The sequence below is a fragment of the Nocardia sp. NPDC004151 genome (assembly GCF_042874235.1).
Classification (GTDB): domain Bacteria; phylum Actinomycetota; class Actinomycetes; order Mycobacteriales; family Mycobacteriaceae; genus Nocardia.
The window spans coordinates 119377-135952 of record NZ_JBIAMR010000019.1; the positions used below are offsets into that span (position 1 = coordinate 119377).

The 16576-nt window shown below is 70.2% G+C and carries 14 protein-coding genes; 4 read left to right on the forward strand and 10 right to left on the reverse strand.

Going from position 1 to position 16576, the window contains the following annotated elements:
- The first annotated feature begins 78 nt into the window (after window positions 1-78).
- Window positions 79-909 carry an alpha/beta fold hydrolase gene (locus tag ACFYTS_RS32060; protein ID WP_387309172.1) on the forward strand — a complete coding sequence of 277 codons (831 nt, stop codon included), beginning with the start codon at window positions 79-81 and terminating at the stop codon, window positions 907-909.
- A 23-nt stretch (window positions 910-932) separates the two neighbouring features.
- On the opposite strand, the gene ACFYTS_RS32065 is transcribed toward ACFYTS_RS32060, so the two are convergent.
- Window positions 933-1886, reverse strand: coding sequence for a helix-turn-helix transcriptional regulator (locus ACFYTS_RS32065; RefSeq protein ID WP_387309173.1), 954 nt, complete (start codon window positions 1884-1886; stop codon window positions 933-935).
- Between the two features lie 63 nt (window positions 1887-1949).
- Here ACFYTS_RS32065 and ACFYTS_RS32070 point away from each other — a divergent pair, with 63 nt between their 5' ends.
- The gene (locus tag ACFYTS_RS32070; RefSeq protein ID WP_387309174.1) at window positions 1950-3098 is read left to right on the forward strand and encodes an epoxide hydrolase family protein; all 1149 of its coding nucleotides are present in this window, start codon (window positions 1950-1952) and stop codon (window positions 3096-3098) included.
- Window positions 3099-3134: 36 nt separating this feature from the next.
- Here the strand turns inward: ACFYTS_RS32070 and ACFYTS_RS32075 are convergent, their stop codons facing one another.
- From ACFYTS_RS32075 to ACFYTS_RS32090, 4 genes are all read right to left on the reverse strand, one after another.
- Window positions 3135-3839, reverse strand: coding sequence for an LLM class flavin-dependent oxidoreductase (locus ACFYTS_RS32075; protein ID WP_387309175.1), 705 nt, complete (start codon window positions 3837-3839; stop codon window positions 3135-3137).
- Window positions 3840-4086: 247 nt separating this feature from the next.
- A complete protein-coding gene (locus ACFYTS_RS32080) occupies window positions 4087-4395 on the reverse strand; it encodes a pyrimidine/purine nucleoside phosphorylase (RefSeq protein WP_357288183.1) in 309 nt (102 codons plus the stop codon).
- 89 nt (window positions 4396-4484) lie between these two features.
- On the reverse strand, window positions 4485-5414 hold the full coding sequence (locus tag ACFYTS_RS32085; RefSeq protein WP_387309195.1) for a patatin-like phospholipase family protein: 930 nt from the start codon (window positions 5412-5414) through the stop codon (window positions 4485-4487).
- Window positions 5415-5454: 40 nt separating this feature from the next.
- A complete protein-coding gene (locus ACFYTS_RS32090; protein ID WP_387309176.1) occupies window positions 5455-6771 on the reverse strand; it encodes a hypothetical protein in 1317 nt (438 codons plus the stop codon).
- Window positions 6772-6858: 87 nt separating this feature from the next.
- Between ACFYTS_RS32090 and ACFYTS_RS32095 the strand changes: the two genes are divergently transcribed.
- Window positions 6859-7833 carry a dimethylarginine dimethylaminohydrolase family protein gene (locus tag ACFYTS_RS32095; protein ID WP_387309177.1) on the forward strand — a complete coding sequence of 325 codons (975 nt, stop codon included), beginning with the start codon at window positions 6859-6861 and terminating at the stop codon, window positions 7831-7833.
- A 33-nt stretch (window positions 7834-7866) separates the two neighbouring features.
- Here the strand turns inward: ACFYTS_RS32095 and ACFYTS_RS32100 are convergent, their stop codons facing one another.
- The 5 genes from ACFYTS_RS32100 to ACFYTS_RS32120 all read right to left on the reverse strand — a co-directional run bounded on the left by ACFYTS_RS32100 (window position 7867) and on the right by ACFYTS_RS32120 (window position 15971).
- Entirely contained in the window at window positions 7867-10233 is a 2367-nt protein-coding gene (locus ACFYTS_RS32100) for a RelA/SpoT family protein (RefSeq protein ID WP_357288192.1), read from the reverse strand.
- 151 nt (window positions 10234-10384) lie between these two features.
- Window positions 10385-11983 carry an ABC-F family ATP-binding cassette domain-containing protein gene (locus ACFYTS_RS32105; RefSeq protein ID WP_387309178.1) on the reverse strand — a complete coding sequence of 533 codons (1599 nt, stop codon included), beginning with the start codon at window positions 11981-11983 and terminating at the stop codon, window positions 10385-10387.
- Window positions 11984-12155: 172 nt separating this feature from the next.
- A complete protein-coding gene (locus tag ACFYTS_RS32110) occupies window positions 12156-13346 on the reverse strand; it encodes an MFS transporter (protein ID WP_387309179.1) in 1191 nt (396 codons plus the stop codon).
- Window positions 13347-13519: 173 nt separating this feature from the next.
- Window positions 13520-13999, reverse strand: coding sequence for an Rrf2 family transcriptional regulator (locus ACFYTS_RS32115; protein WP_357288201.1), 480 nt, complete (start codon window positions 13997-13999; stop codon window positions 13520-13522).
- Between the two features lie 43 nt (window positions 14000-14042).
- Complete coding sequence (locus tag ACFYTS_RS32120) at window positions 14043-15971, reverse strand: peptidoglycan DD-metalloendopeptidase family protein (protein ID WP_387309180.1); 1929 nt, start codon at window positions 15969-15971, stop codon at window positions 14043-14045.
- Between the two features lie 211 nt (window positions 15972-16182).
- On the opposite strand from ACFYTS_RS32120, the gene ACFYTS_RS32125 reads away from it, so the two are divergent.
- The gene (locus tag ACFYTS_RS32125; RefSeq protein ID WP_357288205.1) at window positions 16183-16470 is read left to right on the forward strand and encodes a hypothetical protein; all 288 of its coding nucleotides are present in this window, start codon (window positions 16183-16185) and stop codon (window positions 16468-16470) included.
- Window positions 16471-16576: the final 106 nt, after the last annotated feature.

Below are 16576 nucleotides of genomic sequence, written 5' to 3' on the forward strand. Positions count from 1 at the left end.
AAACCTTGTGTTACGCGCGGTAGCGGCTACCATGGCTTGGGTACAGCGCAGTACCGCACTCAATGAGGAGAGCGCCCGATGCCGGCATTCGACTATCACGGCGTATCCGTCGCCTACGACCACGCCGGATCCGGCGATCCGATCCTGTTCCTGCACAATATCGGCGGCGACCGCCACATCTGGGCCAACCAGACCCGGGCCCTGGCCGCCACGCACAGCGTCTACGCGCTGGACCTGTTCGGCTACGGCGACTCCGACTCCCCCACCAGCGGTTATACCGTCGCCAACTACGTGCGCCTGGTCTCGGAGTTCATCAGCGCCCACGATCTCACCAACGTGACGCTGGTCGGCAACTGCTTCGGCAGCGCGCTGTCGCTGCTCTACACCCGCGCCAACCCGCAGAACGTGCGCGCCCTGGTGCTGTGCAGCCCGCTCACCGCGGCCACCCTGCGGCCGACACCGACCGGTTGGACCGCCCGCGCCGCGTCCCGCATCCCGCTCGACTCCGTCGCGAGCGCCATCCGCCTGCCCGGCGTCGCCGCCAACCTCGTGGTCCGCGAACAGCTCGGCCCGCGCGGCCGCGCCATGACCTCCCCGTCGTTCACGGCCCTGCGTCACCGCTGGTCCGAGCCGCGCCGCCTGTACCCGCCCGCCGCCATCGCGCGCGATCTCCCCACGCTGGCCACCCTCGACACCTTCCACCCCTCCCCCACTTTCCCGCCCATCACCACCGTCTGGGGCGAGAAGAACCGCATCCTCTCCGCCGCCGCGGGCGCCCGTCTCAACGAAACCCTCCGCCCGGCCCACGCCATCACCCTCCCCGACTGCGGCCACCTGATCATGCTCGAGCAGCCCGAAACCGTCACCGCCGCAATCCGTTCGGCCACCACCACGGCCCTCGCGGGCTGAATCGACCAGAGCGCGGGATCCGTTCAGCCGTCCCCGGCCGCGCGGCGAAGGAGCGCGGACAGTTCGCGCATGCGGTCGACCAGTTCCGGTGGTTCGATGACCCGGAATTCGAAGCCGAAGCCCGCGACGTAGACGGCTATCGCGTCGAGGGAGTTCGCGCCCGCGTGCAGGACGCAGGTGGTCGCGTCCACGGCTTCGAGGACGCCGACCGTCGGGGAGATGAGGTCGGCGGCCCGATCGGCGGAGGTCAGCAGGGTGATCCGGGCGTGGTAGCGGTAGGGCGCCGAGGTGACGCCGCGCGAAACCTGGTCGGCGGGGTCGGGGGCCTCACGCGGGGTGAAACGCGGGCCGGTGGGGATGCGCGGGGTGAGTCGGTCGACGCGGTAGGTGCGCCAGTCCTCGCGGTCGACATCCCAGCCGGTCAGGTACCAGCGGCGACCGTGGTGCACCAGACGGTGGGGTTCGGTTGTGCGGTAGGAAGTTTCGGTGCCGGCGTGGGTGCGGTAGTCGAAGCGCAGACGGTGCTGGTCGCGGATGGCGGCGGCGATGGTGGTGAGGGTGTCGGGGTCGACGCGGGGGCCGCCGGAGGGGACCGACACGGTCGCGTCCTGGAGGGCGGTGAGGCGGTGACGCAGCCGCGACGGAAGCACCTGTTCGAGTTTGGTGAGCGCGCGCAGGGAGCTTTCCTCGATGCCCGCGATGGTGCCGCCCGCGGCGGTGCGCAGGCCCATGGCGACCGCGACAGCCTCCTCGTCGTCGAGCAACAGCGGCGGCACATTCGCGCCCGCGCCCAGGCGGTATCCGGCGCAACCGGGTGTGGCGTCCACGGGATAGCCGAGGGCGCGCAACTTCTCGATATCGCGGCGCACGGTGCGCACGTCCACCTCGAGCTGGGCGGCCAGATCCGCGCCGCTCCATTCGCGCGGGGTCTGCAACAACGACAGCAGTCGCAGCAGTCGAGCCGAGGTTTCCAACATGAATCCGATTCTTCCCGACAGCTAGGGCAGAGCCTGTCCTAACCGGCTCGTAGCGTTGTTCTCATGAGCGAACAGGTCACTCCCTTCCGCATCGACATCCCTCGGACTCAGCTCGACGATCTGCGGCGGCGGCTCGAATCCGCCCAGCTGCCCGCCCCGCTGCCGGGCGACGACTGGGACACCGGCGTACCCGTGCACTGGCTGCGGGAACTGGTGGAGCACTGGCGCACCGGATACGACTGGCGCGCGGCCGAAGCCGAAATCAACCGGTATCCGCAGTTCCTCACCGAGATCGAGGGGCAGCGGGTGCACTTCCTGCACATCCGCTCGGCCGAACCGGGCGCGGTGCCGCTGCTGCTGACCCACGGCTGGCCCGGCTCGGTGGTCGAATTCCTCGACGTCATCGGGCCGCTCACCGATCCGGCGGCGCACGGCGGCGACCCGGCCGACGCGTTCCACCTGGTCATTCCGTCGCTGCCCGGGTTCGGGTTCTCCGGGCCGGTCGCCGACACCGGGTGGACGCGGGCGCGGATCGGCCGGCTGTGGGCCGAGCTCATGCGCCGCCTCGGCTATGAGCGCTACGGCGTACAGGGCGGCGACATCGGCGGCTCGGTCAGCCCCGAAGTGGCGCGGTCGGCACCGGACAAGGTGATCGGCGTGCACGTCAACGGCGGCACCAATCTGCCTCCGCAGTCGGCGGTGAACGACCTCGACGAACTCACCGACCTCGAACGCGACCGGATCCGGCGCATCCAGGCGTTCATGCGAGAGGAGTTCGGCTACATCGCGATCCAGTCCACCCGGCCGCAGGCGCTGGCCTACGGCCTGGTGGACTCCCCGGTCGGGCAGCTGGCCTGGATCATGGACAAGTTCCGCGAGTGGACGCATCCCCGCAATGTCGTGCCCGACAAGATCATCGACCGGGATCGCCTGCTCACCAATGTGATGCTGTACTGGCTGACCGGCACCGCCGGCTCCGCCGCCTACGTGGGCTACGCCCAGACCGGCGAATGGGGCGCTCCCGCAACCAATTCCGGTGTCCCGACCGGCGTCATCGCCTTCGCCCACGATGTCTGCATCCGGCGCTACTGCGAGCCGTCGAACACCATCACCCGCTGGACCGACGTCGACCGCGGCGGCCACTTCGCGGCGCTGGAGGAGCCGGAGATCCTCGTCGGCGACATCCGGGAGTTCTTCCGCGACCTGCGCTGAGCGCCGGGACCGGAATCCGGTGCGGTCCGGCCGTATTCAGGGCACCAGTGGCCTGACCTGCTCGGCGGCGAAGCGGACGAAGCCGACCGGGTCGGGCTCGTCGCCGGTGGGTTGCAGCACGACACCGGTGGCCCCGGCCTCGGTCCAGGCGATCACCGCGTCGGCGATGGCCCGGGCGTCCCCGCCAACCCCGATCCCGGGGATGGTGTCGCGGTTCTCGGCCCGCAGTTCCGCCGCCACCCGGTCGGCGGCTCCGGGCCCGGTGGCGGCCAGTAGGTACACGACGATCGGATACGGATGCGCCGCCATGGATTCCGGCCGGGCGGCCCGCACGATCCCGGCAGCCGTGCGGACCCCTGCGGCGGGGGTGGAGCTGGTGAGGATCACCCCGTCGGCCGCCGCGCCCACCAGTTCGAGGGTGCGGGGCCCGGTCGCCGCGGCCAGGATCGGCGGCGCGGCGGGCGGGGGCCAGTCCAGCGCGACGTCGTCGAGCTGAACATACCTGCCCCGCACGGAGATTCGCTGCCCTGCCAGCAGGGCCCGCAAGGCCTCGAGGTATTCGCGCAGCAGCGTGATCGGCGAGGCGACCCGCTCCCCCACCTGGCCCATCCAGTCCTGCACCCCGTGCCCCACACCCCAGATCCCGCGCCCGGGGAACATTCGTTCCAGTGTGGCCAGCTCCATGGCGGTGATCGCGACATTGCGCAGCGGCACCGGCAACACCCCGACGCCGATGCGCACGCGCTCACTCCAGGCCAGTGCGGCCGACGCGGTCGCGATCCCGCCCTCGAGGAAACAGTCCTCTCACAGCCACAGTTCTTCGAGCCCCGACGTGTCGGCGGCCCGCACCACCTCCCGCAACCGCTCCGGCGGTTGCTGCGGCCGGAACACCACTCCCAGCGTCGTCATCCCCCATGCCTACCACGCGGGCGGCGGAAACGACTGCGGCCCGGCCCATTCGAGGGACCGGGCCGCGGGGAAGTTCGGCTCAGCCGAAGTGGCAGACGTAGTGGACCGGCTCCACGACCTCGATGACGAAGCTGGAGTTGCCCGGGACGGAGAAGGACTCGCCGCCCTTGTAGGCGACGGCCTCGGTCTCACCGGCGAGGGTGACGTTGCACTGACCCTCGAGCAGCTCCATGATCTCCGGCGCGCCCGTGTTGAAGGTCAGGGTGGCGGGGAGGATGACACCGACCGACTTGCTGGTGCCGTCGGCCAGCTCGATGTTGTGGCTCACACACTTGCCATCGAAGTAGACGTTGGCGCGCTTGGTGACGGTGACATTCTCGAACTTCATGCTGCTACGGAGTCCTTTGCTCGGATGGGGACCCGCCTGGCGGGCGGTCCGGTTCGCGCCGATCGTACCGGTGGTCTCCGGGCGATCGTTCAGTCGGGCAGGGCGCCGGCGCCCGCGTCGGCCAGCGCGTCCAGGGCCGCGACCGCCAGCGCCCGGCCCTGCTCGATGATCGGGGCGGCGCGATGGAAATCCATGGTGCCGCAGACGTTCTGCGGCACCGAGATCACCAGGTCGGGCGGGTGGGCGGCGAGATGCTGGCGGGTGATGGAGGCCAGCATCAGATCGATCGCCCGCTGCGCGACATCGGTGGCGCGCACGCTGCTCAAGGCGGGCGGCTGCTCCTCGACGGGCGCGTCCGGGGTGCGGCCCAGCCTTTGCGCGGACGCCCGCCACCACTGGGTGAACCAGTTGGTCCGCGGTTGCGCCCGGTCGTAGGCGGGGTCGGGCGGACCGGACAGGTCGACCCCGATGAGCAGGTCGGCCGATCCCAGCGCCATGGTGGCGACCACCGGCAGCGGATCGAGGACGCCGCCGTCGACGAGGACGTGACCCTCACGCAGCACCGGGGTGATGAAGCCGGGGATGGCGATCGAGGCGCGGATGGCGGCGTCGAGTTCACCGTCCCGGAACCACGTCGAGCGACCCGTGGTGATGTCGGTGGCGACCGCGATGTAAGGAATCGGCAGGTCCTCGATGCACAGTTCGCCGAGCATCTCCCGGATCCGGTCCAGGATCTTCCCCGCCCGGATCACCCCGGGCTCGCTGAACGCCGGATCCAGCAGGCGCGCCACCTCGAACTGGCCGAGAGTCGCTGCCCAGGAAGTGAATTCGTCGAGCTTGCCCGCCGCGTACAGCCCGCCGACCAGCGCGCCCATCGACGACCCCGCCACCCCGGTGATCTCGTAGCCGCGTTCCCGCAGCTCCGCGATCACGCCGATGTGCGCGTATCCGCGTGCCCCGCCGCTGCCCAGGGCGAGGGCCACCCGCTTGCCGGTCGGCACCGCGCCGCCCATGGGCATCGCGCCGATCGGCGCGGTGCTGCTCGTCGGCACCGAGTCGTCACGCGTCGCCATGGCGTTCTCCCATCTCGACGGCGACCGGACCGACGGGTTTGGGCTGTTCCGGCCGCCAGCGCCGCACCAGGTAGACCCCCAGGGCACAGCCCGCCGTGATTCCCAGCGCCGCGTAGGCGGGCACCGGTTCGTGGGGTACCTGCGGCAGTCGATACCAGTGCGGTGAATACCCGATCCGCCCGAACGGCCTGCCGCGCAACGCGACCGCCGCCGACGGCACGAACAGCGCCGACAGCGCGACCACCACGCTCGTCGCGCGCCGCGGCAGCGCGGACCCGAGATTGCCGCCGCCCACCAGGCTGATGGCCACCACGCCCAGCACCGCCCAGGTCGGATTCGCGATTCCGGTCACCGCGAGCAGCGCCGCCACGGCCGCCAGCACCGCCGACGCCGCGATGGCGACGTAGGGGCGCGGCCGCAGCCAGGCCACCAGCAGTCCCGCCGCGACCGCCACGTCGATCAGCAGATTCGCCCAGCCCGGACGTGGCACGGTGACCACCGCGGACGCCGCGGCGGAGAAGGCGACCAGCAACAGCAGCAGCACGCCGTCGCGGCCGGGCAGAATCAGCGCGGCCAGGAACGCGCCGACGATCACCAGCGCGACACCCGCGACGACCACCGCGACCCGGTCACCGCTCTCGGCGAGCCAGCGCGAGGCCCGAGCCAGCGTGAACACGGCGACGGCTCCGGACAGGATCGGGGCCAGCGAGAAGTCCGGTCCCTCGCCGGGCATCGGCCCGATGTGATCGCGGGCCGGAAGATTCGCCGCCACCAGCGCCAACGCGACCAGGGTCAGCCACACCGGCGGCGCACCTCCGAACAGGCGGTCCAGGGTGCTCGACCACCGATCCTGGTCCGGGGGCTGGGCGAGATCCCCGAAGATCACCGAGCTCAGGCAGCCGAACAGGTACGCGCCGCCCGCCAGGGACGGCGTCCACGCCACGGGTGCGAGGCAGCCGATGATGACACCGGCGCACAGCGCGTCGACGTAGTTGACCGTGGTCAGCGAATCCATGCCGACCCCGGACATACCCACGTGATTGACCAGGATGCCCAGCAGCGCGACCGCGACCGCGTACCAGGCGGCGCGGTTACTGCGGACGCTCACCACCGCGGCCGCGCAGATCACCGCGACCATGGCGCCGGATTCCATGGCCGGCGGCACGCTGCGGACCATGAGGTCGACCTGCTGAGGTGCGGAGGTGAACCAGCCGTAGCTGACGGGCATCATGATCGCCAGCCCGGCCGTCGCGGTGGCGGCGTAGACCGCCGCGAACCGCACCAGCGCCCGCCACTCCACCATGTCCTTGACGGTACGGCGATCAGCGAACAGCCCGCAATCACGACTCGCAGACGCGCCGGACCGGATGGCGGGCGCTATCGTTCACCTATGTCTGCTGCAACTGAGAATGTTCGCGTAGATAGTGAGTTCGCACCCCTACGGACCGTGGTCGTCGCCCAGAGCGAGTTCCGCGCTCCGGACAACCAGGAGCTAATCGGCCACGAGATGCCGGTGGAACCGGCCGCGGTGGGCGTCCTCGACGTGGTCTGGGGCAGGACATTCGGCGAGGTGTACCCCGACAAGCAACGCGCGTGGGAGGCCGAACGCGAGGAGCTGGCCGCGGTCCTGGAACGCCACGGCGTGGAGGTGCTGCGCCCGCGCCTGTTCACCGCCGCCGAGAAGGCGGCCGCCGGACCCGAGGGCTACGCCAACTTCTTCGTCCGCGATCCGTGGTTCACGGTGGGCGAGAACGTGATCGAGGGCGTACTCCAGTTCCCGCACCGCCGCCGCGAGGTGCTGCCCAGCCGCGACCTGCTGCTGGCGCGCGTGATGCCGGCCGCCGCGCACTACGTCTCGCTGCCGCAGCCGGGCATCGGACATCCGGGACCCGGTCCGTTCCTCGAGGGCGGCGATGTCCTGGTCCTCGGCAAGCAGGTCTTCGTCGGCCTGTCCGGGATGGCGAGCAACGCCCTCGGCTACAACTGGCTCGCGAAATACCTTCGCCCCCAGGGCTTCACCGTCACCCCGGTCCGGATGCCCGAACACGTCCTGCACCTGGACTGCGCCCTGGGCCTGGTCCGCGAGGGTCTGCTCATCGCCTGCCCCGACCGCCTCCCCGACGGCTTGCCCACGGCGCTGCGCGAGTGGGAGCGCATCGAGGTCACCGAGGACGAGGCCGCCGCCATGGCCACCAACGGCCTGCCCATCGACAGCGAAACCTACATCACCGACCCGCGATTCGACCGGGTCGGCACCCTGCTGAAGGAGCGCGGCATCACCGTCGAGTACATCGATTTCTCGGTGTCGCGGCTGTTCGGCGGCGCGTTCCGCTGCTCCACCCAGCCGCTGCTGCGCGCCGAATGACCGCTCCCCCACCCCGTTTCGGGGCGGAGGGCGTCAGGCGGCGGAGGTCACGCGGTAGACGTCGTAGACGCCTTCCACATTGCGGACCACATTGAGCAGGTGCCCGAGGTGCTTCGGGTCGCCCATCTCGAAGGTGAACTTGGAGATGGCGACTCGATCACCGGAGGTGGTGACCGCGGCCGAGAGGATATTGACCTTCTCGTCGGCGAGCACCTTGGTGACATCGGAGAGCAGGCGGGTGCGGTCGAGGGCCTCGATCTGGATGGCGACCAGGAAGACCGACGACGGCGACGGCGCCCACTTGACCTCGATGATGCGTTCGGGCTCCGAGCGCAGCGAGTCGGCGTTGGTGCAGTCGGTGCGGTGCACGCTGACCGCGCCGCCGCGGGTCACGAAACCCATGATCTCGTCGCCGGGCACCGGGGTGCAGCACTTGGCCAGCTTGGAGACGGTGCCGGGCGCGCCCGGAATCTCCACGCCCGCGTCCCCGGTCGTGCGCTGGCGGGCGGGCACCGTGGACGGCGTGGACCGTTCGGCCAGTTCGTTCTCGACATCGCTGACACCGCCGAGCTGGGCCATGAGCCGCTGCACCACATGGTGCGCGGACACCTGGTTCTCGCCGACGGCCGCGTACAGCGCCGAGATGTCGGTGTAGTGCAGTTCGTGGGCGAGGGCGCTCATGGCGTCCACGCTCATCAGACGCTGCAGCGGCAGGCCCGAGCGACGGACCTCCTTGCTGATGGCGTCCTTGCCCGCCTCGAGGGCCTCCTCGCGGCGTTCCTTGGCGAACCACTGCCGGATCTTGGCCTTGGCGCGCGGGGACACCACGAAGTTCGACCAGTCCCGCGAGGGTCCGGCGTTCTGCGCCTTGGAGGTGAAGATCTCGACGACCTCACCGTTCTCCAGCTGCCGTTCCAGCGCGACCAGACGTCCGTTGACGCGCGCGCCGATGCAGCGGTGCCCGACCTCGGTGTGCACCGCGTAGGCGAAGTCGACCGGGGTCGACTTCTGCGGCAGCGTGATCACGTCGCCCTTGGGGGTGAACACGAAGATCTCCGGCGACTTCAGGTCGAAGCGCAGCGACTCCAGGAATTCGGCCGGGTCGGCCGCCTCCCGCTGCCAGTCGAGCAGCTGACGCATCCACGCCATGTCGTCGACTTCGGTGGAGTCGTTGGAGTGCTTGCCCTTGGTCTCCTTGTACCGCCAGTGCGCGGCGATGCCGAACTCGGCGGTCCGGTGCATGTCCTGGGTGCGGATCTGCACTTCCAGCGGCTTGCCGTCGGGGCCGACCACGGTGGTGTGCAGCGACTGGTAGACGCCGTAGCGCGGCTGGGCGATGTAGTCCTTGAACCGCCCGGCCATGGGCTGCCACAGCGAGTGCACGACGCCGACAGCGGCGTAGCAGTCGCGCACCTCGTCGCAGAGGATGCGGATGCCGACCAGGTCGTGGATGTCGTCGAAGTCCTTCCCCTTGACGATCATCTTCTGATAGATCGACCAGTAGTGCTTGGGGCGGCCCTCGACGACGGCGGTGATCCGGCTCGACGCGAGCGTGTTGACGATCTCGGCGCGCACCTTGGCCAGGTAGGTGTCGCGGGACGGCGCGCGGTCGGCGACCAGGCGCACGATCTCGTCGTACTTCTTGGGGTGCAGGATCGCGAACGCGAGGTCCTCGAGCTCCCACTTGACCGTGGCCATTCCGAGGCGGTGGGCCAGCGGCGCGATCACCTCGAGGGTTTCGCGCGCCTTCTTGGCCTGTTTCTCCGGCGGCAGGAAGCGCATGGTGCGCATGTTGTGCAGCCGGTCGGCGACCTTGATCACCAGCACGCGGGGGTCGCGGGCCATGGCGATGATCATCTTGCGGATGGTCTCGGCCTCGGCCGCGGCGCCCAGATTGACCTTGTCCAGCTTGGTGACGCCGTCGACCAGGTGGGCGACCTCGGTGCCGAATTCGGCGGTCAGCTCGTCGAGCGAGTACCCGGTGTCCTCGACGGTGTCGTGCAGCAGGGCGGCCACCAGGGTGGTGGTGTCCATGCCCAGCTCGGCCAGGATGTTGGCGACCGCGAGCGGATGGGTGATGTACGGGTCGCCGGACTTCCGGAACTGGTGCTGGTGCTTCTCGTCGGCGACGTCGAAAGCCCGTTGCAGCAGAGCCAGATTCGCCTTCGGGTACAGCTCGCGGTGCACGCTGGCGAGCGGCTCCAGGACCGGCTTGACCGCCGCGATGCCGCGCTGCCCGGTCATGCGGCGGGCCAGGCGGGCGCGCACGCGGCGGGAGGCGGAGGTGGGGACGGCGGTGGTGTTGCGGGCGGCGGCCGCGGACTGCGCGTTGGCCGCCGGGGTGGCGGATCCTTCCTCGGGCGATTGCCCCGAGTTCGCCTTCTCCAGATGCTGTGTCATGCCACCTCCGCTCGCGGCCTCGAAAGGAAAACCATATCGGACCGTTCAACCACCCAGATCATCCACTTTAGTCCTGGAATCGGATCGCGACCGGGGCAGCGTCCACCGCCGGTGCCAACCGCTCCGGAGCGATGAACGATACCCGTCCTGCTCACTGTTCGCTCGGACTCGCCGCGAGCCCGTCGCGGGTCAGTTCCAGCCGTCGTGTCACCCCGATGCCGGCCAGGAATCTCGGGTCGTGACTGACCACCACGAGCGCGCCCTGGAAGCTCGCCAGCGCCTCGGTGAGATGCGCGAGGCTGGGCAGGTCCAGGTTGTTGGTCGGCTCGTCGAGCAGCAGCAGTTTCGGCGCCGGGTCGGCCAGCAGCAGCATGGCCAGCGCCGCCCGCAACCGCTCCCCGCCCGAGAGCGCCCCGGCGGCGACGTCGGCGTCGGCGCCGCGGAACAGGAACCGGGCCAGCTGGGCGCGGATCCGCTCGGGTGCGGCGTGCGGCGCGGTGGCCGCGACGTTCTCGAACACGGTCTTCGATTCGTCGAAGACGTCGAGGCGTTGCGGCAGCATGCGCCACGGCACGGCCGGCCCCTCCTCCTGAATGCGTTGCAGCAGCGTGGTTTTGCCGATGCCGTTGCGTCCGGTGAGCGCGATGCGTTCGGGCCCGATGATTTTCAGGGTCACGGTGGGTCCGCACGGCAGTCGCGCCTCGGTCAGGTCGAGGACGTCCTGGCCCGGGTAGAGCCGGGTGCCGGGCAGGTCGACACGGATCTCCCGGTCGTCGCGCAGCCGGTCCTGCATGTCGGTCAGATGATCCTTGGCCTCCTCGACCTTGCCGATGTGGTTGTTGCGCAGCTTGCCCGCCGACACCTGGGCCTGGCGTTTGCGTTCGCCCATGACGATCTTGGGTTCGCGTTTCTGGTCCCACATCTTCTGCCCGTACCGCTGGCGGCGGTCGAGTTTGATACGGGCTTCGACGAGTTCGCGCGACTGCTTGCGGACATCGCTGCGGGCCTCCCGGATGGCCGCGCGGGCGGCCTCCTGTTCGGCGTCGATGATCCGTTCGTAGTCGGTGAAGTTGCCACCGAAGATCCGCACCTCGCCGTGCCGTAGTTCGGCGATGGTGGTGACCCGGTCGAGCAGTTCACGGTCGTGGCTGACGGTGAGCACGGTGCCGGGGAACTGGCCGACGACCTCGTAGAGCCGCTCGCGCGCCACCCCGTCGAGGTTGTTGGTCGGTTCGTCCAGCAGCAGCACATCGGGTTCACGCAGCAGTTCGGCGACCAGGCCGAGCAGCACGGTCTCCCCGCCCGACAGGGTGTCCAGGCGACGGTCCAGGTGCGCGACATCGCCTGCGACGTAAGGCAATCCGAGCCGCCCCAGCAAGGCCACCGCGCGTTCCTCGATGCCCCAGGCCGTGCCGACGGTCTCGAAGTCGGTATCGTCGCCGGTACCGGATTCGATGCGGTGCAACGCCTTCCGGATATCCGACAGCCCGAGCACCGCGTCCACGCGCTGCCCCGCGGCGAGTCCGAGATCCTGACGCAGATACCCGAACCGCCCCGGAATGGTCACCGAGCCGCGCTGGGCGCGCAATTGCCCGGTGAGCAGGCGAAACAGGGTCGATTTCCCCGCGCCGTTGGTGCCGACCAGGCCGACGTGACCCGGCCCGAACTGGGCGTCGAGTCCGTCGAACACAGGGGTGCCGTCCGGCCACGCGAAGGTGAGATCGGAAACAGAAATAACAGGCATAGACATGCGGGCCTCCCGAGAGTGAGCGAATGCGGCGCGCGAATGCGGGCCACTCGGCGATCACCTCAGAAGATCAACGGCATGTCTCCGATCAGACGGGAATGAGAACCGAACTACGGTAACCGAGATCAACGGGCCCGGGCAAGAACATATTTCGTGAGCCGAGTCTCAGCGCACGTCAGCGCGCGGTGAAGCGCAGATACCCGAGCGCCGCCAGCGCCAGCACGGCCGACACACCGAACATGACCGTCACGCCGTGCCCGAGGGCGACCCCGCCCAGCAAGCTCCCGGCCCCGATGCCGAGGTAGATGCAGGAGGCGTTCAAGGCCACCACCAGCCCGGATTCCGCGGGCGCGGCGGCGATGAGCCGGTGCTGTTGCGCGGGCGTCTGACACCAGGTCGCCGCACCCCAGCCGAGCGCCAGCACACCGATGAGCACAGGGAGACGCGTACCCGTGGCGGCCAGTACGGCCATGACGCCGAGGGAGAGGGCCATCAGCGCGTACCCGGCGGTGAGCACCGGGATCGGGCCGAACCGATCGGTGGCGTAACCCGACGACAGATTGCCCGCGACCGCTCCGACCCCGTACAACCCCAGCACCCACGCGGTCGCCGAGGACCCGATGTCCAAGGCCCCCAACGCCGGAACCGCGTAGGCGTACACGGTGTACGCCGCGCCCATGCCGAGCACGGTGAGCGGCAGCACGGCCGCCACCGATCGATCGCGCAGCACCGCCAGCCGAGTCAGCAACGGCACCACCGGATTTCCAGGCAGCGCGGGCACCCACGCCGCGACTCCGGCCGCGGCGACCGCGCACACGACCGCGACCCCGATCAACGCCGAGCGCCACCCCATCCGCTCGGCCAGCAGGTCGCCGAGCGGCACGCCGAGCGCGGTCGCGACGGTCAGACCGCCGACCACGACGGCCAGCGCTCGCGCCCGGGCCTGCGGCGGGACGAGCGCCGAGGCCACCGCCGCCGCGTTCGGGGTGAAGGCGGCCGCCCCGAGCGCGGCCAGGATCCGGGTGGCCAGCAGCATCCAGAACGCCGGCGCCGCCGCCGAGCCGAGGTTGGCCAGGGCGAGCACCAGCAGCGCCGACACCAGCAGCGTCCGGCGCGGCAGCCGCGCGGTCAGCGTCGCCAGTACGGGCGATCCGAGCGCGTAGGCGCCGGCGAACACCGTCACCGCCAGTCCCGCACTCGCGAGCGAAACCCCCAGCGTCCCAGCCACATCCGGCAGGAATCCGGCCAGAATGAACGAGTCCGTGCCGACGGCGAACGTCCCCAGCGCCAGAATCCCCGTGCGCCGCAATCCGTTCCACGACCCGGTGCCGCCGCCTCGCCGGGCCGCGCCACTGCCGACCGGCACGTCATCTGTCGAACGTCGCGCGGCAGAACCGTCGACCGCAGCATCCACTGTCCAGGCGGTGGCCCGCCCAGCTGGACCTGATGCTTCGCCAAACGGGACACTGATCATCCCGAATCTCCTTCCGAAAGACCCGGCGCGAGGCCGGGTCGGTTTCTTGCGGACGCGCCGAGCGGTCAGCCTGTCCTGTTCTCATAGAAGCGGCGCGTGTACTTCGACGCGTTGGCCGGGGTACCCGCCATCACGTCGGCCACCGTCTGCGCCGTCAGCTCCCGCCGCCAGGCCAGTTCGGCCCGTCCCATCGCCGCGGCGATGCCACACGGTTTGGCGAATTCCTCACCGCCCCGCGCGGCTCCCGCGCCGCGGCGGCGAATCTCGGTGCACCGGAAGGCTTCCGTGCGCCCTTCGACGGCGGCCACCACATCCATCAGCGTGATCCGTTCGGGCGCGCGCGCCAGCCGGTATCCCCCGCGCGCTCCGGGCGTGGACTCGAGGATCCCTTCCCGCACGAGCGGCTGGAGCCGCTTCTTCAGGTACTCCGGCGGCAGTTCGAAGATCTCGGCGAGCCGGGCGGTGGCGATCGGCGCGTGGTCGTCGAGCCAGGCCAGGGCCACACAGCAGTGCAGCCCCCATTCGACGCCTTCACCCATCAACATGAATAGGGATAGTACATGTCCCGATAACCCCGGCCAACCCCGTTCAGCTGCCGATGCGGCGAGCCTTCATGCCATTGGCGAGGGGCACCTCGCCGACCTTGCCGCCGGCTTCGGCGTGCAGCATGCGGCCGCCACCGGTGTAGATGCCGACGTCGGAGGGCCCACGCGGCCCGAACGACCCGAACACCAGGTCACCGGGCTTGGCCGACAGCAACGGCACCTCGACGCCCTGTTCCCACTGTTGTTCGGCGGTCCGCGCCAGGGTGATGGTGCTGCCGCTGCCCGCGAACACCGCCGCCGCGGTCAATCCGGCCTGGTCGAAGCCGCCGTCGCTGGGCCCGCCGGGTCCGCCGCCGCCGAACACGTACGGCGTACCGATCCACTGCTCACCGGCGGCCACGATCTGCGGCCCGAGATCGGCCCGTGAGTCGGCCTGGAACCGGCCCTCACTGCCCAGGCTGCGGAACCCGGGTTCGGCGGCGAGGATGCGCGCCACGTAGGGCCGGGTCTCGGTGTAGTGCCGCGAGATCTGGTTGGGCATGCCGCCCGAGGCCAGTACCGCGCCCTCACCGGCGTTGTAGGCCGCGACGGTCAGCGCGGTCAGGTCACCGGACACCGTGCCCGCGGCCATCCAGCCCTCGATGGTCTTGGCGATGGCGCACATGTAGCGACCCTGCCCGATGATGGCGTCGGCCGGATCCAGCACGCTGGCATAGCCTTTGCCGTCGGCGTCGATGACGTAGGGCTGCCCGTCGGGGGCGAGGGCGCGGGCGGTGCCGGGCATGAACTGGGCGATGCCCTGCGCGCCGTCCGGGGAGACCGCGTCGGTGCGGAACCCGGATTCGGCCTGCCCCTGTGCGGCCAGCAGTGACGCGCCGATCTCCGGGCACAGCGAACCCGCGCGCCGATACCAGATCTCGAGTTCGGCGGGCACCTTCCCGGAGGCGAGATTGCCGCCCGCGGTACCGAATCCGTTCTCGCAGTACGGCCCCGAGGGCACGGGGATGCTGCCGCCGGCCAGCCACGGCATCGGGTCGACCTGACGCCCGCCGGTCATGCGCCCGCCCGGAACCAGCTCGAAATGCAGGTGCGGGCCCGAGGATTCGCCATTGCTGCCGACATCGGCGATGTGGCGGCCCATCTGCACGATGTCGCCGGTGCGCACGAAGATGCCGTTCGCGTACATGTGCCCGTACACCGTGGAGTAGCGGCGGCCGCTCTCGTCGAGGGAGTCGATGACCACCCAGTCGCCGAAGCCCGAGGCCGCGCCCGAGGCCACCACCAGACCGTCGGCGGCCGCGTAGATGGGGGTGCCCGCGGCGGCGGCCATGTCCACGCCGAGGTGCGCGCCACCGCGCGCACCGAAGGTGTCGGAGATGGTGAATGTGCCTGCGGCGAGCGGGTATTGGTGGCGTCCGGCGCCGGTGAGGCTGCCCGCCTCGTTCACCCGGCCGGGTGCGGCGGCCATGGAGGCGTTGGCGGGGGCCGGCACGGTCGAGGTGGGGGCCGCGTCCTTGACGGTGACCAGCACCCGGTCCAGGCGGTTGCGGGCCGCGTCGCCGCGATCGCCCAGCGGCGTCCACTGGATCCCGGCGGCCGCGCCGGGAGTCCAGCTGCGCTGCTTCCAGATCAGATAGTCGACGCGGAAAGCGGCGGCGTTCTCCTGGAGGAACGACACGATGGCGTCGCCCTTGCCCGAATCGCCGCCGACGATGAATTCGACAGCGCGCCCGGCCTTCAGGTCCGGGGTGGCGTCGTCGTCGACCACGCCGCGCATGTCCATCATCCCGAACCGGGCCACCGTACAGCGCAGGACGCGCAGCGCGCCCTCCTGGAGCCCCGCCTCGACGGGCGAGCCGGTGGACGGGCAGCTGGGTTCGGTGCGCGCGGAGGTGAGCGCGGGGATGGCGGGCGAGCCGGGGCCGCAGCTGGTCTCACTGGCGGGCAGGATGATGACGAGCAGCAGCGTCATCATCCCCAATATCAGGCAGATCGCCCCACCCACGAGGTACTTGGGCCTCACGCCCGAAAGCTCCCGGCCGCCGCGCTGATCACTCGGACATCATGCCATGGCGGACACGCGGTTTCACGGACGTCCGCATCCGTCACACCCGTCGTGCGTGTCTCCCTCAAACCGACCCGCGTGTCTGTTTCGACGGGTGAAATGCGGGCACTCCTCGGATATGCCGTACGTTGCCCGCAATGAAGTCCGCGCCGCTGGCATCATCAGCGGCGTCGGCGCGCTCTTCGCCCTCATCGAGGGCGTCTACATCCTGCTGCTGGTCTTCGAGGCGGACCAGTCCAACAAGTTCTTCGGCTTCATCAAGCGGCTGGCAGAACCGCTCGCGCTGTTCTTCCCGGGGTTGTTCCACACCAGCAATGCCGACTTCAACATCATCCTGGACTACGGCCTCGCCGCGATCTTCTGGCTGGTGGTCACCGGATTCGTGGCCCGCATCATCGCCCGCTGACCGAGCGGCGTTGCGGGGACACGTCCCCGCAACCCGATCTCCAACCCCGCGGCGGCCGCGGGGACAACACCTACTCGGGCGACATGACGGGCGGCACACCCACGGT

Coding starts and splice junctions, on each gene's coding strand:
- ACFYTS_RS32095 (WP_387309177.1), top strand. CDS start 6,859: ATGTCTGCTGCAACTGAGAATGTTCGCGTAGATAGTGAGTTCGCACCC.
- ACFYTS_RS32125 (WP_357288205.1), top strand. CDS start 16,183: ATGCCGTACGTTGCCCGCAATGAAGTCCGCGCCGCTGGCATCATCAGC.
- ACFYTS_RS32065 (WP_387309173.1), bottom strand. CDS start 1,886: ATGTTGGAAACCTCGGCTCGACTGCTGCGACTGCTGTCGTTGTTGCAG.
- ACFYTS_RS32070 (WP_387309174.1), top strand. CDS start 1,950: ATGAGCGAACAGGTCACTCCCTTCCGCATCGACATCCCTCGGACTCAG.
- ACFYTS_RS32105 (WP_387309178.1), bottom strand. CDS start 11,983: ATGTCTATGCCTGTTATTTCTGTTTCCGATCTCACCTTCGCGTGGCCG.
- ACFYTS_RS32090 (WP_387309176.1), bottom strand. CDS start 6,771: ATGGTGGAGTGGCGGGCGCTGGTGCGGTTCGCGGCGGTCTACGCCGCC.
- ACFYTS_RS32120 (WP_387309180.1), bottom strand. CDS start 15,971: ATGACGCTGCTGCTCGTCATCATCCTGCCCGCCAGTGAGACCAGCTGC.
- ACFYTS_RS32100 (WP_357288192.1), bottom strand. CDS start 10,233: ATGACACAGCATCTGGAGAAGGCGAACTCGGGGCAATCGCCCGAGGAA.
- ACFYTS_RS32080 (WP_357288183.1), bottom strand. CDS start 4,395: ATGAAGTTCGAGAATGTCACCGTCACCAAGCGCGCCAACGTCTACTTC.
- ACFYTS_RS32085 (WP_387309195.1), bottom strand. CDS start 5,414: ATGCCCATGGGCGGCGCGGTGCCGACCGGCAAGCGGGTGGCCCTCGCC.
- ACFYTS_RS32115 (WP_357288201.1), bottom strand. CDS start 13,999: ATGTTGATGGGTGAAGGCGTCGAATGGGGGCTGCACTGCTGTGTGGCC.
- ACFYTS_RS32060 (WP_387309172.1), top strand. CDS start 79: ATGCCGGCATTCGACTATCACGGCGTATCCGTCGCCTACGACCACGCC.